Below are 25,625 nucleotides of genomic sequence, written 5' to 3' on the forward strand. Positions count from 1 at the left end.
GCGCAGAACTGCGCACGCCGCACGAAATCAACAATTATTGAGCGGTATAACCTCCGTCGATGACCACCGCTTGTCCGGTGACGCCCTGTGCTTTCGGGTCGGCGAGGAAGAGTGCATAGTGGGCGATTTCGTCCACGCTGAGCAGGCGGCGTTGCGGGACGAGCGGATAGATGACCTCTTCGAGCACACTTTCCAGAGCGACACCGCGCGTGGCGGCGAGATCGCTCAGTTGGTTGCGGACGAGCGGGGTATCGACATAGCCGGGGCAGAGCGCGTTGACGGTGATGCCGTGTGCAGCGCCTTCCAAGGCGGCTACTTTGGTCAAGCCGATCACGCCGTGCTTGGCGCTGTTATAGGCGGCTTTGCCTGCGAAGCCGACCAGCCCGTTGATCGAAGCGATGTTGATCACGCGGCCAAAACCTTGCTTTTTCATCAGCGGGAAGGCGTGTTTGATCGCGATGAACGGGGCGGTGAGCATGATTTTGATGAGCAGTTCGAAGGTGGCGGTCGGAAACTCCTCGAGCGGTGCGACGTGCTGCAATCCGGCATTGTTGATCAGCACGTCGAGGCGACCGTATGCTGCCACCGTCTGTTCGAGCGCCGCTTGCAATTGCTCCTCTTGGGTGACGTCACAACCGAGTCCTAGCGCACTGCAACCGAGTGCTGTCAGGTCTGCTGCCGCCTGTTTGGCCGCCGCTTCTCGCAGGTCGCTGATCACGACGGTGTGGCCGGCCAGGGCGAAGGCGCGGGCGATCTGGAAACCGATGCCGCTGGCCGCGCCAGTGATGAAGACGATTTGTTGAGACATGGGTGAATTTCCTTTCTTGCGTCCGATGGCGAGCACGCTCCCTCGACGCTGTTAAGTTGTGGATAGAAATTCGCGGAAAAGGGGCGGTTCCCTGCCGGAAAAATGAGTATTTGTCAGATTCAAACGCGGTGGGACGAGCATAGGATGAAGCAGATTTAAAAGGGAAGCGAGGTGTAAGCTTTATGAATTTCTCCGATTTTATCGGTCGCGATGTCGAACTGGAAGAGTTCGGTGGCCGCAGAATCCGAGGCCGGTTCACAGGCATCGACCGCGACTTCGCGGTCATCCATGTCCGCCGCCGCCGCAGACGTAGACGCCGCCGCATTTTCCACTTTGTCCGCATCATGCGAATTTCTCGCGTGGTCGTGATCGTCGGCTAGAGATGGGTACAACAAAAAGACCCCGGTTGTTGGGGTCTTTTTGTTGCGATGACTATTGAAAACGCCACAGCACCTCATCTGTCGCGCTGTCAACGACTCTTGAATTGGCGTACAATTTGCCATAGGCAATCGCCGCTTCGACATCGTTCCATGCGTACGTTTTGATCACGCGGCTGCCTTGGTAGACGAGCTTGGGCCAGTTGTTCCAGATCACTTTGCCCGAGGTGACGTCGATGACTTTTGCGTTGCTGTATTTTTCGGCAAAGCCGATCGCACCCGTCTGAGATTTGAAGTCATTGACGTAGCGGTTGTTCTGGGTCACGCGGGCCGGATAGTTATCCCATTTTGTTAGTCCGGTGCTTTTTTCGACCACCTTGGCATGGTCCCACATTTTGGCATGTTGGACGCCTTCCTCATAGGTCGGAAACTCTTTGAGCATGCGGCTGTATTGATAGACGGAAAATTTCGCCTGGGGCTTGAAACTGATGGTCAGCGCGTGCCGTCCCATCGTTTCCCAGACGTAGCGGAAGCGGTCGCGCGCATAGGTGCGCACCGTGCCATTTGCCGGATCGTTGACGATGATCTGTGTGTCGTTGTAGCCGACGATCGTCATCACATGCTCGGGGGAACGCCAAGTGATCGTTCGGCCATAGCGAGTGCGCCAATTGGCGTTGATCTTCGGCTCTTCTAAATAATTGGTCACCCAAGCGGCAACTGGCTGCCCATTATCGATAACGCGCAACAGGTCATCAAACGTTTTTCCAGAAAGATCGACACCGCGCCCTGGCAGGTAGCGATCGACCACCGTCACCAAAGGTTTGGCGAACACGCCGAAACTTCCTTCTTTTTCAAATGGGTTGCCAACAAATCCTTCGTGCGGGTCACCGCCGAACAGAATTCCATCGGTACTCCAAAACATCGGCTGTCGAGCGATCGCCGCGGCTACGTCCGATTTGGAGACTTTGGCACCCGCCCAATTCATGATCATCGTGACAGCCGCAGCTTCACAGCCTGCTGGAAGCTCTGGATATTGACCGTAGACCGGAACGCCCCAGATCCTCTGGGATGCCGCTTCGGCTGCGGTGGTAGGCAGGCATGTCAGTGCTGCTGCCAAGGCTAGTGTCAGATAGGCATATCGCTTGAGCCGCATCAGTCATCTCCCCCTTTTCTTCACACACTTTTCCATATATTTGATGTTTAACGTCCGTATTCCTTTAAGAAAACTAATATTAAGATATTAGTCGAAATCTTCGTTCATTGTCAGTCATGATTTTTATATCGACTTTACAAGGGTTATCAGGTTTAATAACGAATAGAATTAACAGATAATATTGATTCTCTTTTAATGAAACCATACTGGAAGGGACGATCCACAACATGACTCTGTATGCATTTCCCGCGTCGTTCGCTCAGCGCAGGCTTTGGTTTTTGGATCAACTCATGCCGGGGAATGCGGCGTACCATATGCCGTTTGCATTGCATCTAAAGGGAATTTTGGATGTAAATGCTTTACAAGGTGCCTTGCAGGAGATCGTGCGCAGGCATGAAACGCTGCGCACTATGTTCCGTGAGCGCGACGGTGAGCCGCTACAGATCGTTCGTGAACAGGTCGAATGGACGCTGACGGTGAACGATCTGGAAGAATTAGAAGAGACTGAACGGGAAGCTCATCTCCAGCGATCGCTTGCCAATGAATGCGCTCGCCCGTTTGTTTTGACGGACGATCTGCCGCTGCGGGTGACTTTGTATCGGTTGGGGGCGGAAGAGCATGTGCTCTTGTTCGTGCTCCATCACATCGTTTCGGACGCATGGTCAAACGGGGTGATCGCCCGGGAACTGTCGGCGCTCTATGCGGGGCTTGTCAACGGGGAGGCGTCTGTGCTGGCTGAGCCGGACATTCAGTATGCCGATTATGCTCACTATCAGCTGGAATGGCTGGATGGTGCAGAATATCAAGAATCGTTACGCTTTTGGAAAGCGGCGCTGGAAGGTCATCCGTACTTTCTGCCTTTGCCTGCCGACCATGAGCGCCCGGCGCGCGCGAGTGGCCGTGGCGGTGCCGTGCAGTTTACGTTACCTGAGGGGTTGACGCAACAGCTGCGCGAGGTGGCGTTGCGAGAAGGGGCGACGATGTTTATGACGCTTCTGACTGCGTTCAACATCCTGCTCGCACGCTATGCGGAAGTGCGCGATGTGTTGGTTGGGACGCCCGTCGCAGGGCGGACGCAAGAAGAGGTCGAAGGGACGGTCGGACTGTTTGCCAATTCGCTGGTGTTGCGGACGCAATTGGCCGAGGAGATGACATTTGCAGAATTGCTGCAGGCTGTGAAACAGAAGGCGCTCGCCGCCTATGCTCATCAGGAGATGCCATTTGATAAGCTGGTTGAGGAGTTGCAGCCAGAGCGGAGTACAGCTTATTCGCCGCTGTTTCAGGTGATGTTCTCGCTGCAAAATGCGGCGGGGCCGCTGGTCGTGCTACCCGGTGTGACGGCAACGGAAGTGGAGATTGCGCGCACCCATGCGAAATTTGACCTCCTGCTCGATGTGACAGAGACGGCAGATCAACTGCTCTGCGTGTTGGAGTACAGCGCCGATCTGTTCGAGCGCGAGACGGTCGAGAAGATGGCGGGTCATCTGACGACGTTGCTCTATGGAGCGGCACAGTCTCCGCAGACCAAGTGGCAAGCGCTTCCAAGCCAAGAAATTCCGGTCGGTCTGGTGCGGCATGAGGTGAAGAACTCACGTCCATCTGAGGCCGTGTATGCGGCGCCGCGCACGCCGACCGAAGAGATCGTCACCGCGATCTTTGCTGGCGTGTTGCGGGTGGGGCGCGTCGGGATCGAAGATGATTTCTTTGAACTGGGCGGCCATTCTTTGCTCGGGGCGCAGGCGATGTCGCGCATTCGCACCGCGTTTGGCGTCGGGATTCCGCTGGAGGTACTGTTTGAATCACCGCGCGCTGTCGATGTGGCCGCACAGGTGGAGCGGATTTTGCAAGCGTCGAGCGGGAGTGATCGAGCAAGTGCCCCGATTGCGCTCCTGTCGCGAGAGCAGGAACTTCCCCTCTCCTATGCTCAACAACGCTTGTACGTGCTGGATCAAATCTTGACGGAAAAGTCGGCGTACAACATGCCGTTTGCTGTCAAGCTCGTCGGGGAGCTGGATGTGTCCGCCTTGGAGCAAAGCCTCGATACGATCGTGAAGCGGCATGAGTCGCTGCGAACCACGTTCGCAGAGGGGGACGAAGGGCCGATTCAGGTGGTCGCGCCTGCTGGGTGGACACCGCTTGTGGTCGTGGACCTGAGCGGGATGCCGCTCGAGGAGCGGGACGCTGAGCTTTTGCGGCATGTGCAGGCTGAAGCGGAAACTCCCTTTTCCTTGCAACAAGGGCCCCTGCTGCGCTACTCGCTGTTGAAGCTGGGCGAAGCAGAACATGTGTTGATGCTCAACTTTCATCACATCGTATTTGACGGTTGGTCGGTCGGTGTGCTGATTCGGGAACTGACCATGCTGTACAGTGGTGGAGAACTGCCCGATATAGCGGTGCAATATGCCGATTATGCGGCTTGGCAGCGCGAATGGCTGGCCGATGAAGTGCTGGAGCGGCAGATCTCGTATTGGAAAAGTCAGCTTGGCGGAGAATTGCCGATGCTGGAACTGCCGATCGACCGGCCGCGTCCGCCTGTGCAAACCTATGCCGGCGCTGTGCTGAAGTTTGAGCTGACGAACGAGCTGACCGCTTCGCTAAAAGCGTTTAGCACCGAAAAGCACGCGACGCTGTTTATGACGCTCTTGAGTGGATTTGTGACCCTGTTGCACCGCTATTCAGGGCAGGAGGACATCTGTGTCGGGACGCCGATCGCCGGACGCAACCGGGAGGAAATCGAGGAGACAATCGGCTTTTTTGTCAATACGCTGGTGTTGCGCAGCGACTTGTCGAACAACCCCAAGTTTTCCGAATTGGTCGGACAGGTGCGCCAAACGGCGCTGGGGGCGTATGCACATCAAGATGTGCCGTTTGAGATGCTGGTCAAGGAACTTCAGCCGGAGCGCAATATGAGCGGTTCGCCGTTGTTTCAGGCGATGTTCGTGCTGCAAAATGCTCATGTCGAGAAGGTGGCGCTGGCCGATTTGTCGCTCGAACCTGTGGAGTTGGAGAGCCGAACGGCGAAGTTTGACATGTTGGTCTCGATGGCGGAGACGGACGGTGTTCTGACGGGGACTTGGGAGTACAACACCGATCTATTTGATGAAGCGACGATTCGACGGATGATCGGTCATTTTGAAACGCTGTTCGTGGAGGCGATGCGCGAGCCCGAGTTGACGGTGGGTGAGATCAAGTTGCTCTCCGCACAGGAACAAATGGCCGCGGTGCTGGAAACGGTGGGCGGCGATGAGCGCCTCAGACTGCTCGGTTCGGAGCACACGGAAGCCACGACAGGTAGCGGAGTGGAAGCGGGCGATGCACCTCTGCCGCTTTTGCAAGAGTTGGTGGAAGCGCAGGCGGCCAAGACTCCCGATGCGGTCGCTGTGCGGATGGAAGGACGGATGCTGACCTATCGGGAGCTGAACGAGGAAGCGAATCGTCTGGCGCGCTATTTGCAACGTCTCGGCACGGGGGCGGATGTTCCAGTTGGCATTTCGATGGAACGGTCGCCCGAAATGATCGTGGGGCTGTTGGCGATTCTGAAGGCGGGCGGATGCTATGTGCCGCTCGACCCGTCCTATCCGAAAGAGCGCTTGGAGCGGATCGTGCGGGAGTCGCGCATGTCGATTCTCTTGACCAACCAAAGTGACTCCGAATGGGAAGCGTCGGTCACCTCGGTCGTCAATGTGGCACGCGATCAATCGCTGTGGGCGGCGGAAAGCTCGGCGAATCGGGAGCATGAGGTGACATTGGATCATCTGGTCTATGTGCTATACACCTCGGGCTCGACCGGCGTGCCAAAAGGAGTGGCGATGCCAGGCCGTGCGGTGGTGAACTTGATCGCTTGGCAATTGCAGGACGCCCGCGCTATGCAGGCCACGACGCTGCAGTTCACTTCGCTCAATTTTGATGTGTCGTTTCAAGAGATCTTCGTCACGCTCTGTGCAGGCGGGACGTTGGTGCTGATGACCGAGGAGATGCGGAAAAATCTGACCGGATTGCCGCAATTCCTTCGGGAGCAACAGATCGAGCGCTTGTTCTTACCGTTTGTCGCACTGCAACATGTGGCCGAGGTGAGCGTGGAGCAAAACATTGACCTGCCCGCGTTGCAAGAAGTGATGACAGCAGGTGAACAGTTGCAGATCACGCCTGTTGTGCGTGAATTTTTCAGGCGGCATCCGCACTGTCTTTTGTATAACCAGTACGGGCCGACTGAGACGCATGTGGTGACGTCGCTCCGGCTGGAGGGATCGGTAGAACGGTGGCCGCTGTTGCCGTCGCTGGGCCGACCGATCACCAATGCGAAAGTGCTGATCCTCGATGCGCGGATGCAGCTCGTGCCGCTCGGGGTAAAAGGAGAGATCTGCCTTGGCGGACGTGCAGTGGCGCGCGGATATTTGGAGCGAGAGGATTTGACCGAGGAACGTTTTGTCAACAGTCCGTACGGGCGGTTGTACAAGACGGGCGATGTGGGACGCCTACTGCCAGATGGCACGGTCGAGTATCTGGGGCGTCTCGATCATCAGGTGAAAATCCGCGGGTTCCGCATCGAACTCGGTGAGATCGAAGCGGCGTTGGCCCAACATGCTGAGATTCGAGATGCGGTCGTCATGGCGAGGAATGACCTGCCAGGCGGCAAACGCTTGGCAGCTTATGTGGTCGCACAGGATGGTGCGACGAGCGGTCCGCTGGAATGGCGGAATTTCCTGCGCGAGCGGCTGCCTGATTACATGGTACCGTCCACTTTTGTGGCACTCGATCAATTTCCGTTGACGCCAAGTGGCAAAGTGGATCGCAAGTCGTTACCAGCACCTGTCGCCACACAAGGGGCAGGTGAAAACGCGTACCATCCGCCGCAAAATGAAATCGAGCGGCAGTTGGTCGAGGTCTGGTCGAAACTGCTGGCTGTGGAGCAGGTCGGGATTCACGATAATTTCTTCGACTTGGGCGGTGACTCACTGCTGATCTTACAGTTGCACAAGCAACTCGTCAGGCAGTTTCCCGAGCGGGCATTGACGGTGGTCGAGCTGTTCCGTCACCCGACGATTCATACGTTGGCCGCCTTCTTGGTTCAAGAATCGGCCGAACAGCCATCCTTTGCGGTGGTCGAAAACCGTGTGGAAAAACAAAAAGAGATGCTCGCCAAACGCAAACAGATGATGAAGGGCAGGAGGACATAAGAGATGAGCAACGCGTTGATGGAAGGGATTGCGATTATCGGCATGTCGGGGCGTTTTCCCGGCGCAAAGAATGTGGAGGAGTTCTGGGAGAACATCAAAAATGGGGTGGAATCGATCTCCACATTTCAAGATGAAGAGCTGAAAGCGGCTCTGGTCTCCGAACAATTGCTTCAGCATCCCAATTATGTCAAGCGCGGCGGGGTGCTGGAAGGCGCGGACAGCTTCGATGCGGAGTTTTTCGGCTACACCCCGCGCGAGGCGGAGATCACCGACCCGCAGCAGCGCGTTTTTTTGGAGGCAGCTTGGAGTGCGCTTGAGCATGCCGGATATGATGCGGAACGCTTTGCAGGCGCAGTTGGCATGTTTGGCGGAGCGGCGAGCAACCGTCATGAGTCGATGTATCTCGCCGCCAACCAAGATGTGGTGGCAGCGATGGGGCCACTGCAAGCGTTGATGGGCGTGTCCCGCGACTTTTTGGCGACGCGCGTCTCTTACAAACTCAACCTGACTGGCCCGGCCGCGACGGTGCTCACCGCTTGCTCGACCGGACTGGTCGCGGTGCATCAAGCCTGCCAAAGCCTGCTGATGTACGAATGCGACATGGCGCTCGCTGGCGGCGTCGCCGTGACGTTGCCTCAGAAGCAGGGCTATCTCTATCAGGAAGGCGGCATCATGTCACCGGATGGACACTGTCGCACGTTTGACGCTGAAGCCAAAGGTACGGTGCCTGGCGAAGGGGTCGGCGTGGTGGTATTGAAGCGTTTGGAAGAAGCGCTGGCCGATGGCGATACGATCCATGCGGTGATCAAAGGGACGGCGATCAACAACGACGGTGCGATGAAAGTCGGCTACACCGCGCCGAGCACCGACGGTCAGGCGCAGGCGATCGCGCAAGCTCAACTGCTGGCTGGCGTGGAACCGGACACGATCAGCTATGTCGAGGCGCATGGCACGGCGACCGCATTGGGCGATCCGATTGAAGTGGCGGCGCTGACACAAGTGTTTCGCAACAAGACGGAACGCGAGCAATTTTGCGCGCTCGGATCGGTCAAATCGAACATCGGCCACGCCGACGCCGCGGCAGGTGTCGCGGGCCTGATCAAAACGGTGATGGCGCTGAAGCACAAGCAACTGCCGCCCTCCCTGCATTTTGAAAAAGGCAATCCGGGAATTCCGTTTGCCTCCTCGCCGTTCTACGTGAACCATGAGTTGAAAGCGTGGGAGACGGATGGTCCGCGCCGCGCTGGCGTTTCTTCTTTTGGCATCGGCGGTACGAATGCGCACGTGGTGCTCGAAGAGGCGCCGCAAGCGAACAGCTCCCCGTCTGTCTCGTCACACCACCTGCTCGTGCTGTCAGCGAAGACGCCGACCGCGTTGGAGCAAGCTGCCCACAATCTGTCGGCACATCTCAGCACGCAAGCTGATCAGGCGCTGGCCGATGTGGCGCATACGTTACAACAGGGGCGCAAAGCGTTCACACATCGCCGTTTTGCCGTGGTCAGCGACCATGCGGATGCGGCAGAACTGCTCGTGTCGGCTGACGAAGCGCGCACAGGCAGCGGCTCTTTGACGACTGGTGAAGCAGAGATCGAGCGCTCCGTGGTCTTCCTGTTCCCTGGTCAAGGGGCGCAGTATGTGGGGATGGGCCGCGACCTCTATCATAGCGAAGCGGTGTTCCGCGACCATGTGGACCGCGCCGCCGAACTGTTAAAGCCACACCTTGGCCTCGATCTGCGCACGGTGCTCTACCCACAAGCAGGACAGGAGGCAACAGCGCAGGACGCGCTCACCGAGACTCGCTTGACGCAGCCCGCGCTGTTTGTCATCGAATATGCGTTGGCTCAGCTTTGGCTCGCCAAAGGGATCTCCCCGCAAGCGATGCTCGGCCACTCGATCGGTGAATATGTGGCCGCCTGCCTCGCGGGCGTGTTCACACTGGAAGCGGCATTGGAACTGGTCGCCGCGCGCGGTGCGCTGATGCAGGCGCTCCCAGAAGGTGCGATGCTCGCCGTGATCTTGTCGGAAGAAAAATTGCGGGAGATCCTGCCGACTGACCTCTCGCTTGCCGCCGTCAATGCACCGAACGCCTGCGTGGTGTCGGGTGACAGAGAAGCGGTGGCGGCGTTTGCAGCCGTGCTGGAGCAACAAAATATCTCGTCGCACCGCTTGGAAACCTCGCATGCGTTCCATTCCTCGATGATGGACGGAATGCTCGATGCCTTTTTGGCAACGGTGCAGGGGGTTGAACTGAACGCCCCGCAATTGCCGTACCTGTCCAATGTCAGCGGCTCATGGATCACTGCAGAACAAGCGACCGATCCCCGCTATTGGGTGACGCACCTGCGAGAAGCGGTGCGCTTTGCGGACAATGTGCAGGAACTGCTGCGCACGCCGTCCCGCGTCTATCTAGAAGTCGGGCCGGGCCATGCGCTTGGCAAAATGGTGAAACAGACGGCGCTTGCCATTAGCGCCAAAGCGGACACGGTCGCCTCGCTGCGCCACCGCAAGGAAGAGCTGCAGGACGGAGCCGCTTGGCTGCGCGCTGTCGGTCAACTGTGGGTGTCGGGCGTCGAGATCGATTGGAACACGTTGTATGGGGAGGCGGAACTGCGACTTCGCGTTCCTTTGCCGACCTATCCGTTCGAGCGTAAAAAATATATGTTGCAACCGAGCGTGCCGGGGGTAGCGAAACGGTCGCTTGTGAAAAAACAAGCGGTCGCCGACTGGTACTACGTGCCGGTGTGGAAGCAAGGTCACCTGACAGCCGCCGCCATCGAGACCCCGCAGCGCTGGCTGGTCTTCCTCGATGATGCCGGATTTGGCAGGGAAGTCGTGCACGAACTGACAGCAGAAGGGCATGAGGTCGTATCGGTCGTCGCGGACGATCACTTCTCGCGCCTCGAAGAGCGTCTATACGGCCTCGACCTGCGCGATCGCGCCCAGTACGGAGAACTGATCAAAGCGATTGTGCAGTCCGGTCAAACGCCGGAGCGCATCGTGCACTTTGGAGCGTTGACCGAACTGGAGCTGGCCGATGCGAGCCTCGACCGCTATGAAGCGGCACAGGAGCGCGGGCTGAACTCCCTGCTCTATCTGGCGCAGGCGATCACCGACCAAGGTCTGAATGAGCAGATCGCGGTCACCGTCGTCACCAACAACTTGCAAGAAGTGACGGGTGGTGAGGTGTTTGCCCCTGAGCGCGCCACCTTGCTTGGCGCCTGCAAAGTCATCCCGCAGGAGTATCCGGCGCTGTCGATTCGCACGCTCGATCTGCATCTCCCCTCCACAGGAGCGGAGCAGGCGGCCGATTGTGTGGAACAGGTGGCGGAGGAACTTTTGTCAGAGGCGACAGAAGAGCTGGTCGCCTATCGCGGACAGTTCCGCTTCGTGCAAGCGTTCGAGCAAGCATCGCTGAAACATGCCTCCCGACGCGGGCGCGAACTGCGTAAAGAGGCAGTCTATCTGATCACAGGCGGCGCTGAAGAGACCGCTTTGCAACTGGCCGAATATCTTTCTTCGCAGGTGGGGGCAAAAGTCGTGCTGGTTGGCCCTGCAGAAGATCGCGAACTTGTGCAGACTCGACTCGGGCAGCAGGCAGGCTGGTTCTATGCAGCGGCTGATGTCACCCAACTTGGGCAGGTGCAAGCGGCGATCGAGCAGGCCGAAGCACAGGTTGGCAAACTGAACGGCGTGTTCCATGCGGTGGAAAATCGCGGCATGGGCATGATGCAGTTCAAAACGTCAGACGCCGTCTCGCACGCGCTCGATCCGAAAGTGAAGGGGGCTTTGGTGCTGGAGGCGGCGCTGAAAGGCACCGAGCTGGAATTTTTCGTATTGTTCGCTTCGACCTTTGGGCAAGTCGGTGGTTTGGGCGCGCTGGAAAATACGGCTTCGAGCTTGTTCCTCGACTGCTTTGCCCGCCAGAAGACGGCGAACGGCACGCGTGCGTATGCGATCGATTGGAGCATCTGGAAGTGGGAGACCTGGCAGGAAGAGCAGATGGATGGCAACCCGGCCGTACAAGCGCATATGAAGCAGATGCGCGAAGAAAATGGCATGACCAAAGCGGAAGGCATGGAAGCGCTGGTCAACATCATGGCGAGCGGGATGACACAGGTGATCGTCTCCACGCAAGACCTGCAAGCGGTCATCGCCAACCAGCAAGCCTACACGATGGGCGCGTTGTCACAAGGTGGCGCAGATGCATCCTTGCAGCGTGAAGGCGATGCCGACTATGTCGCGCCGCGCAATGAGACGGAAGAGAAGATCGCTTCCATCCTCGGCGAGCTGTTTGGCGTCGGGCAGGTGTCGGTGCTCGATAACTTCTTCGAACTCGGAGGCAACTCGCTGTTGGCGATTCAACTGGTCGCGCGGATTCGTCAGGAGTTCATGGTCGAACTGCCGATGGATGAGTTCTTCCAAGCGCCGACCATCGCCGGTTTGGCCGAGCGCGTTGCGCAAACTGGCTTGGCGCAAGATGAGTTGGATGAGTTGGAGCGTCTGCTTGGTGAGATCGAAGACCTCGATTTGGAAGAAGTGCAGGCCCGGCTGTCGGGTGATCAGTAAGCGAGCGAGGAGCAGGGAGGAACGATCAGATGGACGATCTGCAAAAACGTTTGGCAGCACTGCCGCCTGACAAGCGCAAACTGCTGGAAATGGCGCTGAAACAAAAAGGTATCGATGTGTCAAAAGCGGCTCCGCAAAAGGAGCGCATAAAAAAGCGCGGGCATGACGGCCCGAGCCCCTTGTCGATCGACCAGTTGCGTCTGTGGGAGAGCTACCAAGAGACTCCTGACGACCCACGCCACAACAACTACAACGCTCAGCACATCAAAGGTCAGCTCGACCCTGATGCACTGTTGAGCGCTTATCAGGAGATCGTGCGCCGCCATGAAGCGTGGCGCACCGTCTTCCGCGTGATCGATGGGAAACCGATGCAGGTCATCTTGCCACAGCTTGAGGTGGAGATGGAACGGATCGACTTGCGCCACCTGCCGCTGGAGGAGCGCCGTGAAACGGCGAACCGTCTGATGGTGGAGGCCACGCGAGTTCCTTTTGATGTGACAGAAGCCCCGCTGTTTCGCATTCAACTGTTCCGGTTGGATGAAGAGGAGCATATCAAGCTGTGGGTCACGCACCATCTGATCACCGACCGGATTACCTACATGGTGACCGATCAGGAATTGTTGCAATTCTACATGAGTGAAGTGATGGGCAACCCCTTGCAACTGGCGCTCCCCGATGTGCAATATGCCGATTGGACCGAATGGCAACACAATTATCTGCAAGGGGACGTGCTGGCAGACCTGACCGCTTTTTGGAAAGGGCAACTTGGGGGCGCGTCACTGAAACTCGATCTGCCAACCGACCATCCGCGTCCAGCGGTGATGAGTTATGAAGGCAAGCGCAAGCATTTCCGCCTGCCGAGCGATCTGTTCCAAGGTATCAATCTGCTTGCGAAAAACGAAGGCGTCACGCCGTTTATGGTATTTCTTGCCGCGTATGATGCGCTGCTCCATCTCTACTCCGGACAGGAGGACATCGTCGTTGGGACGCCATACGTTAACCGCTCCCGTCTGGAAGTGAAAAACACGGTCGGCTATTTCCTGACTCCGATCGTTTTCCGCCTGGATGTGCATGGGGAGATGACGTTCCGCGGGCTGCTGCAAAAGGTGAAGGAAGTGAACGTCGCCGTACACAAACATGCAGACATTCCATTTGGACTGCTCGTTGACCTGATGGAACTCGCACCCGATCAGAGCCGTCATCCGATCTTTCAAGCGATGTTCGTCCATGTGGACGTACCGACGGTGCAGGTGCTCGAAGGGATGCCGTTGTCGATCGTCGATCTCGACATCGACGGCTCGACTTCAAAATATGATATCGTCTTCGCGGTGCTCGATGCGAATGAGGAGCCAAAAGGCTTCTGGGAGTTTAACGCAGACCTGTTTGAACAGGAGACGATCGAGCAGATCGTATCCGACATGGAGCGCCTGCTGCGAGCGGTACTTCTCGATCCGTCACAAAAATTGGCCGACCTGCCGCTGCGGGTCAAGGAGGGGCGGGCGATATGAAAAATTTAGGAGACCGTCTCGCGGCGCTCTCACCGGAGCAACGAGCGCTCTTGGAAAAGAAGCTACAGGAAAAAAACATCGACAGCAGTAAGCTGGCCAAGGCGGAGACGCGCATTCCACGTCGTCAAGGAACGGGACCCGCACAGCTGTCGTACGACCAAGAGCGCATTTGGTTCTTCCAGCAGATGGAGCCGAATGATCCGGCCTACAACATGTATAACGTGGTCAAGATCACCGGCGCATTGGATCTGGAGCGAATGGAGCAGAGCGTAGCGAAGATCGTGCAACGCCATGAAACGCTACGTACCACGTTCGCTCAGTTTGACAGCGTACCGATGGCCGTGGTGGCCGATTCCTTGGCGGTGCCGCTCGTGGTGAACGACGTGCGCGGCACGGCAGAAGCGGTGGTGCTGGAGCAGATTTTGGCAGAGGTGAAGGTGCCTTTTGCATTGGAACAACAGCCGTTGTTGCGGATCAGCTTCTGGCAGACGGGTGAACAGGAGCATCTGTTTTTGCTGATCGTGCACCATATCGTCAGCGATAATTTGTCGCTCGGACTGTTCTTTGGCGAACTGTTGATGCACTACCAAGGGATGGAACTGCCCGACCTGCCGCTGCAATATACCGATTTTGCCGAGTGGCAGCGGGAACAATTGCAAGGGGCGAATCGGGAAAAGCTGGTGTCGTATTGGCAGGAAAGGCTTGCCGGAAGCGACTTTGTCCTGAACTTGCCGACCGACCGTCCTCGTCCTGCCGTGCAGACCTATCGCGGGGGACAGGTGAAGGTATCTGTGCCCACTACGATCAGATCGGCGATCAGAGCGTTGGGCGGCAAACAGAACCTCTCGCCGTTCATGGTGACGCTTGCGGCGTATCAAGCGTTGCTCTATCGCTATACGGGACAGGAAGATCTGCTGATCGGCACGCCGGTCTCGTTGCGCAAACAGCAGGAGACACAACAGTTGATCGGGTATCTGCTGAACACGCTGGTGATTCGGACACAGGTCACGCCCGAGTTGAGCGGGGCCGACTTGCTTATGCGGACCAAAGAAGCGAGCACAGCGGCATTTACCAATGGCGATATGCCGTTCGGATTGCTCTTGGAAGCGATCCAGCCAAAGCGTGATCTGAGTCGCAGCCCGATTTTTCAAGCGATGTTTACGTACGTGGAAGGCGGGGGTGGCGAACAGTCGGTGGAAGGACTGACATTGCAACCGCTCGAGTTTGACGGTGGGACAGCAAAATGTGACCTGGCACTGACCATGCTCGATTCGGAAGCGGGCGCAGAGCTGTTGATCGAATATGCGGCCGATCTGTTCGAGCGCGAGACGATCGAACGCATGGCCGGGCATTATCTCGCCCTGCTGGCAGGGTTGGTACAAACGCCGGAGCGCACGGTCGGCGAGTTGCCCTTGTTAACCGAAGCGGAGCAAAAGCGTCTGCTCATCGACTGGAATCGGACGCAAGACACGCTTCCCGCCGCGCGCAACCTCTGCATCCATGAGCAGTTCGAAGCGCAAGTGGCAAAGACGCCGGAGAAGGTGGCCCTCGTGTTCGAGGAGCAACAATTGACCTATGCAGAATTGAATGATCGTGCGAACGAGGTCGCACGGTATCTGATCGAACAATGTGGTGTCGGACCAGGAAGGCGGGTCGGTATCTTCATCGAACGGTCATTGGAATTGGTCGTCGGGTTGTTTGGCATCTTAAAATCGGGTGCGGCCTATGTGCCGCTCGATCCGAGCTATCCGGCTGAACGCATCGCCTACGTATTACACGATGCGAACGTCCATGCGCTGGTGACGCTGGATCGCCATCAGGAGCAGTTACCAGAACATCCTGGCGTGTTGCTCGTTTCATTGAGCACAAATCCGTTCGCAGTACATGGTACTGCCAAGATGGCGAGCGAATCGGCAAAATCGACAGCATCGCTTCACGACCTTGCCTACCTGATCTATACGTCAGGCTCTACAGGACTGCCCAAAGGGGTGATGGTGGAGCATCAGAATGTCGCAAACTTCTTCTGCGGCATGGATGAACGGATCAAGCTACAGGACGGGGATGTGTTGCTTTCCGCTACGAGCTATGCCTTTGATATTTCGGTATTGGAACTGTTGTGGCCGTTTACGCGGGGCATTCAAGTGGTAATCATCCCCACTCCCGACCAACTGGCTGTGCAGGCGCGCAAACATGGTGTGACGCTGCTGCAAGGAACCCCGTCCTTGCTGAAGATGGCGCTCGACAATCCGGAAACGTCAGACGCCTTAGGCGGACTGCGGCTGTTGATGCTTGGCGGGGAAGCGCTGACGACAGCGACGGTGGCAGGCGTTCGGGAGAAGCTGTCCTGCACCATCTTCAATATGTACGGACCGACCGAAACTACCATCTGGTCGTCCACTTATGAAGTGCAGGGCACAGAACAGGCGCTCATCCCGATCGGCAAACCGATCGTAAACACGCAATTTTATGTGCTCGATGCACAAATGCAACCTGTGCCGATCGGTGTGCCCGGTGAGTTGTACATCGGGGGTGCAGGCGTGACGCGCGGCTATTATGAACGTCCCCAACTGACCGAGGAGCGTTATGTGCCCGATCATTTCAGCGGACAGGGCCTGCTCTACCGCACGGGAGACATGGTGCGCTGGCTGCCCGATGGAAACGTGGAATATCTGGCCCGTCTGGATCAGCAGGTCAAAGTGCGCGGGTTTCGGATTGAGCTTGGCGAAGTGGAAGCGCGGCTGAGTACACATCCGGATGTTGAGGAAGTGGCAGTGGCAGCTTGGCCCGACCCGCAAGGCGATCTGCGTTTGATCGGGTACATCGTCCCAAAAGCGACTTCAACGCCGAACAGCGGGGCGTTGCGCTCCTTCTTGCAGAAGAGCCTGCCCGATTACATGGTGCCAACCGCATTTATCACGCTCGAGGCACTGCCGCTGACGCAAAACGGCAAACTCGACCGCAAAGCGTTGCCCAATTTGGATGCTCAGTCGCACGCGGAAGTCACCGCGCCAAAAACTGCGGTACAGGAAGTGCTAGCTCGTCTGTTTCATGAAGTGCTTGGCATCGAGCATGTTTCGACGTCGGCAAACTTCTTCGAAATCGGTGGACATTCGCTGCGGGCGACACAGCTTGCCGTAAGCATCAGGCGCATCTTCGGTCTGGAGATTCCGCTCCATCGTTTGTTTGAGCGGGCGACCATCGTCGAAATCGAAGACGAGATGAAGTTGACAGCAGGCGATCTGCACCAGTTGGAACAGAAGGCCAAACAGTTCATGCAAACGGGCGAAAGTCTGTCCACACCGCAGATCAAGCAACTGGCGAGAGCATCTCGAAAACGTCGGTCATAACGGGAGCAACAAGTCGAGATACTACATGTTGACACACCCAAAACCCAAAAAAGGGGGGATCAACATGAAAAGCAAGCTCGCAAATCTGACGCCGGAGCAGCATACGGCGATCAACCGTTTGGAGTCGGAGCTAGGCGTGGTGCTGGTCGCGTATGACAACTACAAGCAGGAAGGCGTCAACGGGGAACTGCTTCAGCAGTAATAGCAGTGCAAACAAGCGGCGAAGGCACCTGCCTTCGCCCTTTTTCATTGGTTATTGGTTGAGGATGATGACGCGACGAAGATTTGGGTTGGTTAAGAGAAGCCTGTCCCGGATGTCATTTTTCATCGCGGCGGTCAGACGGACTTCGGCCGGAGCGTTCAGAATGTTATCAGTCGTATTTGGCGCACCGACGTCCGACTTGTTGATCGAGCCGGTGTCTTCCACCATGACGTACGCGTCCCTGCCTGCGACCATCACGGTGGCATGCTTGACGTTTTGCACCTGTAACAGAGCCGCTTCTAACGCTTGATCTTCGTACATGCCTTGTTGATGGTCCTGCTTATACAGGACATTTGGCTGACCATTCTGGATGCCTTGATTGCGGGCTTGTTGGCTTTGCGCACTTGCGCCGCCATCGATAGGCTTCCCGTTGAACTGCGCATTGTCCGCTTTCTTTCCGCAGGCGGTGCCAAGCGTCGCGCAGAGCAGGAGCGCTGTGACCAGTGCCGTAAACTTTTTCATCTTGCACATCCTTCCCTCAAGTTGTGCGTGCAAGTATAGTGTGCGTACGGGCCTGTTTTCTAGTCATCAGGGCAATTGCCGTGTCCAAACTCCCCTCTGCTTCGTATTGTGATAACGAACAGAGAGGGGGTGTTGCTCAATGTACGGAGTATTCGGCGCTTATACGAAATGGGCCGTTGTGTTCCTGATTATCTTCGTTCTGTTCTTTCTCTTCGTTCCAGATTATGGGGTAGGTGGTCCAGCCGGAGGCGGCTGCGGCTGCTAGTATTCGATGCAATAGCTAAAAAGCCCGCATCCTTGACCGGATGCGGGTTTTTTTGTGTTGTTCTTTGGAGATAACTGGCAAGTATGAGAAATGGGGGGATCACGGTGCGGCGAAAACGAAAAAAAAGAGTCTGGTTCTGGCTGTCCTTTTGGAGCCTGCTGGCCGTCTTAGCCCCAGCGCTCAGCATTGCCTATGTCAGTTGGGAATATTTGCATCCTCCGAAAAAACCGCTCTCCGTCACGCCTATGGCGTTTCATCTCGATTATCAAGATGTTTCGTTTCACAGTCGGGGTGAGGATGTCACTTTGAAAGGTTGGTTGGTACAGTCAAAAGAGCAGAGCAGGCGCATCGTCATTTTTGCGCACGGATATTCGGAAAATAGAGCCAGTGCCAATGTGGCTTTACATATGGCGCACGTCCTGCATTTGCGTGGAATCGCATCACTGATGTTCGATTTTCGCGGCGCGGGTGAATCGGATGGAAAGATGACATCGCTCGGGTATTTTGAACGGAGCGATCTGCTCGGAGCGATCGACTATGCCAAAAGTCTTGGCTATCGGCACATCGGGCTGGTCGGCTTTTCGATGGGCGCTTCCACCGCATTAAATGTCGCACCCGACGTACCGGAAGTGCAGGCGGTGATCGCCGACTCAGCATTTACCAATTTGAGTCAATATTTGGAGGGGAATCTGCCCAACCTGCACCCGCTTGCTGAACTCGAATTTATGCCCAAACTGGCGATGTGGGAGACAAGCTTGCTGACTGGGATTGAACCGGAGACGGTCCAGCCGATCGCTTCGATTCAGAAGTTGCGCGACCGTGGGGTCTTTTTGATTCACGCGGCAGGGGATGACATCATTCCAGCGTCAGAGAGCAAGCAGCTCTATACTGCGTCAGGGTCGATGAACACGTTGCTTTGGGTTTCTCCTGCGCAAAAGCATGTTGGCACTTATCGGACGGCGACCAACGAGTATTTGGTGCGCACGAGTTCCTTTTTGGCCTATCATCTGAACAAAGAACTTGATGACAGCCAGGTTGTGGAGCACATGATGCCTAACGATGTGGTGACGAAAGTTAGGTTGGCGACCGTGCTGAGCGAAAAACAATCTGCATGGTAAGCAGTTCGGGGCCATGGAGCACAGTCTAAGAAAGAGCGGATGTTTGACAGCGGGCTCGTGGTGGCGAAGGCCAGGCCGAGGTGGTTTTTCGTGCATCACTTTTGAGACATGTGAACAAGCGAACAAACAGAAAAAGAGAGAGCAGTTGCCCTCTCTTTTCGTTCGGTAAAGCATAAAGCTTATAGATACAGCGCCATCAGGTCTTCATCATAGGACTTGCCGCCTGTGATCAGCGCGTCTTTTTCCAGACCGTACGTTTCAAAGCCATATTTCTGATAGAGCCGTTTGGCCGATTCGTTGCTGGAGACGACCGCGAGTTGGATCTGGGTGAGGCCGGGAATCTGGCGCGCCTGTTCGATCGCATGTTGCAACAGTTTGGCTCCTGCACCTGAACCGTGCAGTTCTGGTACGACATACATGCCCCAAATCATGCCTTTGTGCTGTACTTTTCGTTTGGGCTGCTGGAAAAAACCGATCGTGCCGACGAGACTGCCATCTTCTTGAAAAGCACCTGCCACAAAATTTTGCGGTGCTACTCGGGTCGCAAACGTGGCGGTGATCTGTTCGAGTGTAACGGTCTGTTCCTCTTCAAATGAGGAGCCGAATGCCTGCGGATATTCCTGCAACGCGCGCAGGCGTAGCTCGCGGAACAGCGCCGCATCCTGTGGTGTCAGATTGCGAATGTGCAGTTGTAACATTTTCGTCATTCCTTTTTTCTTCCTATTCTAGCCGATCTTTTCGAATTGGTATATTGTTGAACTAAGAAGGGGATGATTTGATGCTAGTGGAATTATCTCAAAATTGGAACTTAGATGACATCTTTACCGGCGGTAAGGACTCGGATGAACTGGCCTTGGAAATAAAGAGCCTTCACCATTTATTGTCCGAGATGACCGTCGTTTCTCAAGATCTCACACAATTGAAAGCGTTGATTTTAACCTTGCAGGATTTGGGAAGTCGATTGGCGGAATGTGAGATGTTTGTGTTCTGCCTGGCTTGTGAGCGGCGCGGGGATACGCACGTGCAAGCCCTTCAAGTGCAGGTCGCTGAATTGCGTGCCAAACAGAATGCGCTCTTGATCCGCTTGGAGCAGGTACTGGCCGTGCTGCCGCAAAGTGAATGGGATGAACTGTTGAACACTGAAGAGCTCAGCTCGATCAGGCTCTATCTTGACGAGCGTCGAGAGCGCGTGCTGGTGCGCTTGAGCGGGGAGCAGGAACTGCTGGTCAACGAACTAGCGGCCGATGGTTATCACGCCTGGGCGAGCTTATATCGCAAGCTTCAAGATCAGCTTCGCGTGCCAGTTGAACTAGACGGTGAGCGGCAAGAGCTCACCGCGGGCCAGATCTGGGGGATGCTCAGCCACAGAGATCGCCATGTCCGCGCACACGTGTTAGATGCTTTAGAAGTAAAGCTGAAAGCGGAAGAAGAGCTGTTCGCCGCGGCGCTCAACCATCTCGCTGGATTCCGTCTCGCCTTATATAGCCGTCGCGGGTGGGACTCGGTGCTGGAGGAGCCTTTGTTCAACAATCGGCTGTCCCAAGCGACACTTGATGCGATGTTCGGGGTTGTCGAGCAAAACCGCAAGCGGCTGACTCCCTTTTTGAAGCGCAAAGGAGAGCTGCTCGGGTTGGAGGATCTGATCATGCCGGACAGCGGCGCTCCCTTCTCCGAGACAACATCAGATATGCCATTCAATCGGGCGGCAGTACTGATCGTCGAACAATTCCGCGCGTTCTCGCCGCAGATGGCCGAATTTGCCGAAACCTGTTTTCGAAACGGGTGGGTGGATGCAGAAGAGCGCCCAGACAAAGGGGCGGGGGGATTTTGCGTCCCGTTTTTCCGCCGCGAACAGTCGCGCGTGTTCATGAATTATCGCGGACGGGCGTCCGACATGCTTGTTCTCGCGCATGAACTGGGTCACGGTTATCATAATCATGTACTGAATGGGCTGCCCTATTTTGCGCAAGAATATCCGATGTCGTTAGCCGAGACGGCGTCCACTTTTGCCGAGTTGATCGTGATGGATTCAGCGATCGAAGGGGCGGAGTCTCTGGAGATTCAGGCTGCTTTGCTCGCCGATAAGCTAGGACGGGGCATCCTGTTGGTGCTGGGCGTGTACGGTGCATATCAGTTTGAGCGTGCCTTTTATGAGGAGCGCAAAAATGGCATCGTGCAGGCAGCGCGACTGTCGGAGCTGATGGCCGAGTCACAGCGCCATGCACATGACGGAGTATATGACCGCTATCATCCGTATCAGTGGATCTTACAGCCCCATTTCTATATGACAGACAACCCGTTTTACAACTTCCCGTACACGTTTGGCTATCTGTTTTCCATGGGGCTCTACGCACAAGCGAAAAGGGTGGGCGCAGGCGAGTTTGCCAAAAAGTATCAGCAATTGCTCGGCGATACGGGCCGCATGACGGCCGAGCAATTGGCGCAGACACATCTTGGTGTTGACTTGACCAAGGTAGAGTTTTGGCAAGGGGCGGTTGACCTGTTGGCGGCAGATGTGGAACAGTTTTTGCACCTTACGAATTAGAAAAGTCAGCCGGCTCGCCGGTTGACTTCTTCATTTCGAGTATGAGATGAGTGGAACCGCATCAACAGCATTCATCGTTTTGCTGAAGGATACATTCAATCTTATGGAACTCCTCCTTCGTATTTGCATGGTGCTATCTTGATATGGATCACAGGTTTCATCCTAATAAAACAACCGAAAAGCGATGCTTGTCCGCCGCTCTTTGGCAGGGTATGATGAGAGAAAATGGTGAAGTTGGGTGATGGAGGATGGCTTATTCGACGGAGACGCATTTGCAATTTATGATGAAAATTGGCCAGCAAAAGCCGGAGAGCATCATCAATCGGGAGACTGTCTGCCCCTTTTGCGACCGGGAGTCGCTGACCGACATTTTGGCGGAAGACGCACCGATGCTGTTGCTCAAGAACAAATATCCGGTGCTGCAAGATACGCTTCAGACCGTGCTGATCGAAACGGATGAGTGCCTCTCCGAACTATCGACCTACAAGCGTGAACATCTGCACCGCTTGATGCGCTTCGCTGTGCGGGAATGGGAACGTCTGGAGGAGAGTGGCGATTACCGCTCGGTGGTGATGTTCAAAAGTCATGGCCCGCATTCGGGCGGAACGATTCGTCATCCACACATGCAGATCGTCGGTTTGAAGAAGGTTGATTATCTGGAGCATGTCAGCCAAGATCAGTTTGAGGGAATCCGGATTGCAGCCGAACCGGGTGTCGAACTGAACATCTCGACGAAGCCGAAGGTCGGGTTTTATGAATTGAACGTGCTGTTGTCAGACCGCGAGCAGATCGACACGATGTCCGACTATATCCAGACGGCCGCTCATTATCTGATGCATCATTTCCATAAGTCCTGCACATCGTACAACCTGTTTTTCTATCGGCTGAACGGGCAGATCGCCGTCAAGATCATGCCGCGCTTTGTGGCCTCCCCCATCTTTATCGGCTTTGCGATTCCGCAGGTGGCCGATCGGATCGACGATGTGGTAGACGAGATCAAAAGGTTGTATTTTTAAGGGAAAAAGCACCATGCACGTGTGACCATCGCCCCGGCAAGCAGCCGGGCTTTTTTGTTATCGGCCCACCTTTTGATTACTTGAACAGTGTCTTAGTTTGCCATGAATCAGGATTGGTTTTCGTTACATGCTAGCAAGCTCGACCGAAATCGCGACAGACATCTGAATAGAAATGAAAATCCCTCTTGCTTGAGCAGAAAGGAGATTGCTTCCTGCTGTTTAGCCAAGAGGGACGAAGCGGTTTGTTTTCATGTTGTGCTTACGAGTTGGTTTGGTGGGGTCGTTCCAAACGCATCGGTTGCAGTTCGCCATAGGTGAGCGACCGCCAGAGCCACTCGACAGGGCCGTAGCGGAAGTAGCGCAGCCAAACGATCGAGCCGACCATCAACAGTGGGTAGATCAAGCAGGCGAGCAACAGACCTTTGGCCGGGCCGACTTTGTTGAACAGCCCAAAGCCATATGAATAGAAGATCGTCGTGCAGATCAGCGAGGAAGCCAGGTAGTTCGAGATCGCCATCCGACCGACCGCTGCCAGCGGCGCCAACTTGACTCGCACCGACTGAATTTGTAGCAGTTGGAGCAGTGAGGTGACATAAAAGAGGCAAAGGGCCGGATCAAAGAGCGAGATGATCCATTGGCCGTACAGGTAGCGGAAGGAATGGAGATTCGTGGTGTAGAGTTCCGCTTTGATGGAGTAGGAGAGCAGGGCGACGATCAAGGAACCGATCCAGACGGAGCGGATCAGCCGCATGTTGCTCGCAACATCGTGGAAGATGCGCTTTTTCGCCACATAGACTCCCAACAAGAACATGGCGAAGACGATCGGAAACAGCGCCCAGAAGGTACCGTACTGATAGACGAAATCGGTGAGGCGCTGTACAATCTGTTCACCATAGCTACCGGATGAAAAGACGTAGTTCGCTTGTTCGAGCAGACCAGATGGATCGAACAATTGGGTGCCAAGTCCTGACGCTTTATAAAGCGGAATGGTGATCTTTTGGTAGGCGTCAAAATAGGTCAGCACCGGTCTCAGCAGCAGAAAGAAACACGAGGACAGCAACACGAACCACGGTCGGGCCCGTTCGAACAGGACGAGGAGAAAGGCAAGCACCGCGTATTCGAATAAAATGTCACCCGACCAGATGAAGAAGGCATGAAGGATGCCAAAGAATAGCAAGATGGTGACTCGGCGCAAAAACAGACGCAATCCACGCTTTCCTTTTTGACGGGCCCGCTCCAGAAAGATCATCATGCCGATCCCAAATAAAAAGGAAAACATCGTATAAAATTTGCCGGCTGCAAACAGGTCGATCAACAGCTTGGCCAGCTTGTCCCCTTCATCAGGCCAGAGCGTGATCCGATTTCGTAACAGATAGACATAGGCACTGGAAAAGAACTGCATATTTACGATCAGGATTCCGAAGATAGCAAATCCGCGGATCACATCAAGTTCCAGCGTTCGCTGTTCAGGTTGAATCGGATTGATTGTTGACTGTTCGATCATAGCTGAGGTTCCCCTTTCGATGGTTATAGTCGGAAAATTTTCACGAAATGTTTCAGAAATGACAAAAGTTGAAAAAATATTAGGTACATTTTTCTGTTTTCTACTTTACAGGAAGAATTATGTTGTAATATATATGAGTAAGAATATTTTTTTTTGGCAGGCAATAATGAAATTTAGAAAAATGAACAGTGAATGATAATCAATAAATATATTCGGAACTGAAGTAACGGATTAGGAGTGAACCAAGTCGGCTAGCGGAGGTGGAACATGCAGGAGACGCGTTTTAAAGACTCGACGAATGGGAAAACGAACGCTTATTCGAAAGCGGGCTACGGTTTGGCAATCTGTCATCACGGCGAGATTTTGCAAGGGAAGTTTTACGATCGTGACGGTACCCTGCGGCGCGGGCTGGTCACGCTGCCATGTGACCGCTATCAAGCCGGGGCACATTTTGTTCCGGATGGCAGCGGGATGCTGACCGTCGAACCGGCTTTTAAGAAAAAAGCGTTGCGGGCGGTGCGCGTGACGCTCGATCATTTGAAAGAATTGAAAGTCGGTGGTCGCTTGATCGTAGACAGCGATATTCCGGAAGGTTGGGGCTTAGGCTCGTCAACGGGTGACGTTGTCGCAGCGATCATGGCGGTGGCTGATGCGTTGGAGATCGAACTGACGGAGGAGCACGTTGGAGCGTTGGCAGTCGAATCGGAGACGGCGGCCGATTCGATCATGTTTATCGACCGAGCGGTGCTGTTTGCACAGCGCGACGGCTTGGTGATCGAAGATTTTGGCGGGCAGTTTCCGTCGTTTGAGGTGCTCGGATTTAATACGGAGCCGAACAGCAATGGGGTGGATACGCTTGCCTTCGAACCAGCTAACTACAACATGCACGAGATTGACCGCTTTGTAAAGCTGCGCGACATCATGCGCCAAGCTGTGCAATTGCAAGATGCCAAGCTGCTCGGACAGGTCGCGACAGAAAGCTCAGAAATTAACCAGTTCTATCTGCCTAAGCTTCGATTTGATGATATGCAAAAGTTGGCACAAGAAATCGATTCGGTCGGGTTGCAGATGGCGCACAGCGGCACGGTCGGCGGGTTTATCTTTGATCCTGGCACAGCGTTGCTCGATGAAAAGATGGCCGAAGCGAGCGCCAAACTAATCGAATGGGGCTTTGAGATCACCTGTCGTTTTCAGGTGGGCGAGTCTAAAAAATAATTTATTCACGAAAGCGGGTACAGTCTTTGGACTGGGCCCGCTCTTTGATTTTTCGTGATGTTGAAGTGTTCAAATGAGAACGAAGTGTTAATTGATATGCGCCACGAGGTGTGCTACAATTCTGTTATTTAATAAGGGTTTTACCGATCTAAAGAATTCAAAATCAACGAATTATGTTTTCACTAAAAGTACAATCCCGATTGTCAGGATCGGTACTGATAATCCTGCTTGACGGTTGATCACTTCGATTGAAAGAGGGTGGTTTAAAATGTTTTCCTTTGTTGAACTCTCTCAATTCTCTT

The 25,625-nt window shown here is 55.3% G+C and carries 15 protein-coding genes; 10 read left to right on the forward strand and 5 right to left on the reverse strand.

Annotation, left to right across the window (positions count from 1 at the left end; translation table 11 throughout):
- Positions 1-34: 34 nt before the first annotated feature.
- Positions 35-808 carry a 3-hydroxybutyrate dehydrogenase gene (locus CIG75_RS06535; RefSeq protein ID WP_094235910.1) on the reverse strand — a complete coding sequence of 258 codons (774 nt, stop codon included), beginning with the start codon at positions 806-808 and terminating at the stop codon, positions 35-37.
- A 182-nt stretch (positions 809-990) separates the two neighbouring features.
- On the opposite strand from CIG75_RS06535, the gene CIG75_RS20620 reads away from it, so the two are divergent.
- Complete coding sequence (locus CIG75_RS20620) at positions 991-1,188, forward strand: hypothetical protein (protein ID WP_157729422.1); 198 nt, start codon at positions 991-993, stop codon at positions 1,186-1,188.
- 52 nt (positions 1,189-1,240) lie between these two features.
- Here the strand turns inward: CIG75_RS20620 and CIG75_RS06545 are convergent, their stop codons facing one another.
- The gene (locus CIG75_RS06545; protein ID WP_094235912.1) at positions 1,241-2,338 is read right to left on the reverse strand and encodes a C39 family peptidase; all 1,098 of its coding nucleotides are present in this window, start codon (positions 2,336-2,338) and stop codon (positions 1,241-1,243) included.
- A 227-nt stretch (positions 2,339-2,565) separates the two neighbouring features.
- Between CIG75_RS06545 and CIG75_RS06550 the strand changes: the two genes are divergently transcribed.
- From CIG75_RS06550 to CIG75_RS20625, 5 genes are all read left to right on the forward strand, one after another.
- A complete protein-coding gene (locus CIG75_RS06550) occupies positions 2,566-7,515 on the forward strand; it encodes a non-ribosomal peptide synthetase (protein ID WP_094235913.1) in 4,950 nt (1,649 codons plus the stop codon).
- A 3-nt stretch (positions 7,516-7,518) separates the two neighbouring features.
- Positions 7,519-12,081 (forward strand): type I polyketide synthase, encoded by a 4,563-nt coding sequence (locus CIG75_RS06555; RefSeq protein WP_227874374.1) that lies wholly within the window; start codon positions 7,519-7,521, stop codon positions 12,079-12,081.
- 29 nt (positions 12,082-12,110) lie between these two features.
- Positions 12,111-13,589, forward strand: a complete 1,479-nt coding sequence (locus CIG75_RS06560) for a condensation domain-containing protein (protein ID WP_094235914.1) — start codon at positions 12,111-12,113, stop codon at positions 13,587-13,589.
- On the forward strand, positions 13,586-16,936 hold the full coding sequence (locus tag CIG75_RS06565; RefSeq protein ID WP_094235915.1) for a non-ribosomal peptide synthetase: 3,351 nt from the start codon (positions 13,586-13,588) through the stop codon (positions 16,934-16,936). The genes CIG75_RS06560 and CIG75_RS06565 overlap by 4 nt, the downstream gene beginning before the upstream one ends.
- Positions 16,937-17,000: 64 nt before the next feature.
- Complete coding sequence (locus CIG75_RS20625; RefSeq protein ID WP_157729423.1) at positions 17,001-17,138, forward strand: hypothetical protein; 138 nt, start codon at positions 17,001-17,003, stop codon at positions 17,136-17,138.
- A gap of 51 nt (positions 17,139-17,189) precedes the next feature.
- On the opposite strand, the gene CIG75_RS06570 is transcribed toward CIG75_RS20625, so the two are convergent.
- Positions 17,190-17,660 (reverse strand): hypothetical protein, encoded by a 471-nt coding sequence (locus CIG75_RS06570; RefSeq protein WP_094235916.1) that lies wholly within the window; start codon positions 17,658-17,660, stop codon positions 17,190-17,192.
- Positions 17,661-18,029: 369 nt separating this feature from the next.
- On the opposite strand from CIG75_RS06570, the gene CIG75_RS06575 reads away from it, so the two are divergent.
- Positions 18,030-19,043 carry an alpha/beta hydrolase gene (locus tag CIG75_RS06575; protein WP_157729424.1) on the forward strand — a complete coding sequence of 338 codons (1,014 nt, stop codon included), beginning with the start codon at positions 18,030-18,032 and terminating at the stop codon, positions 19,041-19,043.
- 179 nt (positions 19,044-19,222) lie between these two features.
- Here CIG75_RS06575 and CIG75_RS06580 read toward each other — a convergent pair whose 3' ends face one another.
- Positions 19,223-19,750 (reverse strand): GNAT family N-acetyltransferase, encoded by a 528-nt coding sequence (locus CIG75_RS06580; protein WP_094235918.1) that lies wholly within the window; start codon positions 19,748-19,750, stop codon positions 19,223-19,225.
- A gap of 71 nt (positions 19,751-19,821) precedes the next feature.
- Here CIG75_RS06580 and CIG75_RS06585 point away from each other — a divergent pair, with 71 nt between their 5' ends.
- Both CIG75_RS06585 and CIG75_RS06590 read left to right on the forward strand, forming a co-directional pair.
- Positions 19,822-21,588, forward strand: coding sequence for a M3 family oligoendopeptidase (locus tag CIG75_RS06585; protein ID WP_094235919.1), 1,767 nt, complete (start codon positions 19,822-19,824; stop codon positions 21,586-21,588).
- Between the two features lie 248 nt (positions 21,589-21,836).
- The gene (locus tag CIG75_RS06590; RefSeq protein ID WP_094235920.1) at positions 21,837-22,604 is read left to right on the forward strand and encodes a DUF4931 domain-containing protein; all 768 of its coding nucleotides are present in this window, start codon (positions 21,837-21,839) and stop codon (positions 22,602-22,604) included.
- Positions 22,605-22,863: 259 nt separating this feature from the next.
- On the opposite strand, the gene CIG75_RS06595 is transcribed toward CIG75_RS06590, so the two are convergent.
- Positions 22,864-24,108 carry a DUF418 domain-containing protein gene (locus tag CIG75_RS06595; RefSeq protein ID WP_094235921.1) on the reverse strand — a complete coding sequence of 415 codons (1,245 nt, stop codon included), beginning with the start codon at positions 24,106-24,108 and terminating at the stop codon, positions 22,864-22,866.
- Positions 24,109-24,375: 267 nt separating this feature from the next.
- Between CIG75_RS06595 and CIG75_RS06600 the strand changes: the two genes are divergently transcribed.
- On the forward strand, positions 24,376-25,323 hold the full coding sequence (locus CIG75_RS06600) for a GHMP family kinase ATP-binding protein (protein WP_094235922.1): 948 nt from the start codon (positions 24,376-24,378) through the stop codon (positions 25,321-25,323).
- Positions 25,324-25,625: the final 302 nt, after the last annotated feature.

The sequence above is a fragment of the Tumebacillus algifaecis genome (genome assembly GCF_002243515.1).
Classification (GTDB): Bacteria; Bacillota; Bacilli; order Tumebacillales; family Tumebacillaceae; genus Tumebacillus_A; species Tumebacillus_A algifaecis.

Coding starts and splice junctions, on each gene's coding strand:
- CIG75_RS06585 (WP_094235919.1), top strand. CDS start 19,822: ATGCTAGTGGAATTATCTCAAAATTGGAACTTAGATGACATCTTTACC.
- CIG75_RS06555 (WP_227874374.1), top strand. CDS start 7,519: ATGAGCAACGCGTTGATGGAAGGGATTGCGATTATCGGCATGTCGGGG.
- CIG75_RS20625 (WP_157729423.1), top strand. CDS start 17,001: ATGAAAAGCAAGCTCGCAAATCTGACGCCGGAGCAGCATACGGCGATC.
- CIG75_RS06545 (WP_094235912.1), bottom strand. CDS start 2,338: ATGCGGCTCAAGCGATATGCCTATCTGACACTAGCCTTGGCAGCAGCA.
- CIG75_RS06590 (WP_094235920.1), top strand. CDS start 21,837: ATGGCTTATTCGACGGAGACGCATTTGCAATTTATGATGAAAATTGGC.
- CIG75_RS06570 (WP_094235916.1), bottom strand. CDS start 17,660: ATGAAAAAGTTTACGGCACTGGTCACAGCGCTCCTGCTCTGCGCGACG.
- CIG75_RS06580 (WP_094235918.1), bottom strand. CDS start 19,750: ATGACGAAAATGTTACAACTGCACATTCGCAATCTGACACCACAGGAT.
- CIG75_RS20620 (WP_157729422.1), top strand. CDS start 991: ATGAATTTCTCCGATTTTATCGGTCGCGATGTCGAACTGGAAGAGTTC.
- CIG75_RS06600 (WP_094235922.1), top strand. CDS start 24,376: ATGCAGGAGACGCGTTTTAAAGACTCGACGAATGGGAAAACGAACGCT.
- CIG75_RS06565 (WP_094235915.1), top strand. CDS start 13,586: ATGAAAAATTTAGGAGACCGTCTCGCGGCGCTCTCACCGGAGCAACGA.
- CIG75_RS06595 (WP_094235921.1), bottom strand. CDS start 24,108: ATGATCGAACAGTCAACAATCAATCCGATTCAACCTGAACAGCGAACG.
- CIG75_RS06550 (WP_094235913.1), top strand. CDS start 2,566: ATGACTCTGTATGCATTTCCCGCGTCGTTCGCTCAGCGCAGGCTTTGG.
- CIG75_RS06535 (WP_094235910.1), bottom strand. CDS start 808: ATGTCTCAACAAATCGTCTTCATCACTGGCGCGGCCAGCGGCATCGGT.
- CIG75_RS06560 (WP_094235914.1), top strand. CDS start 12,111: ATGGACGATCTGCAAAAACGTTTGGCAGCACTGCCGCCTGACAAGCGC.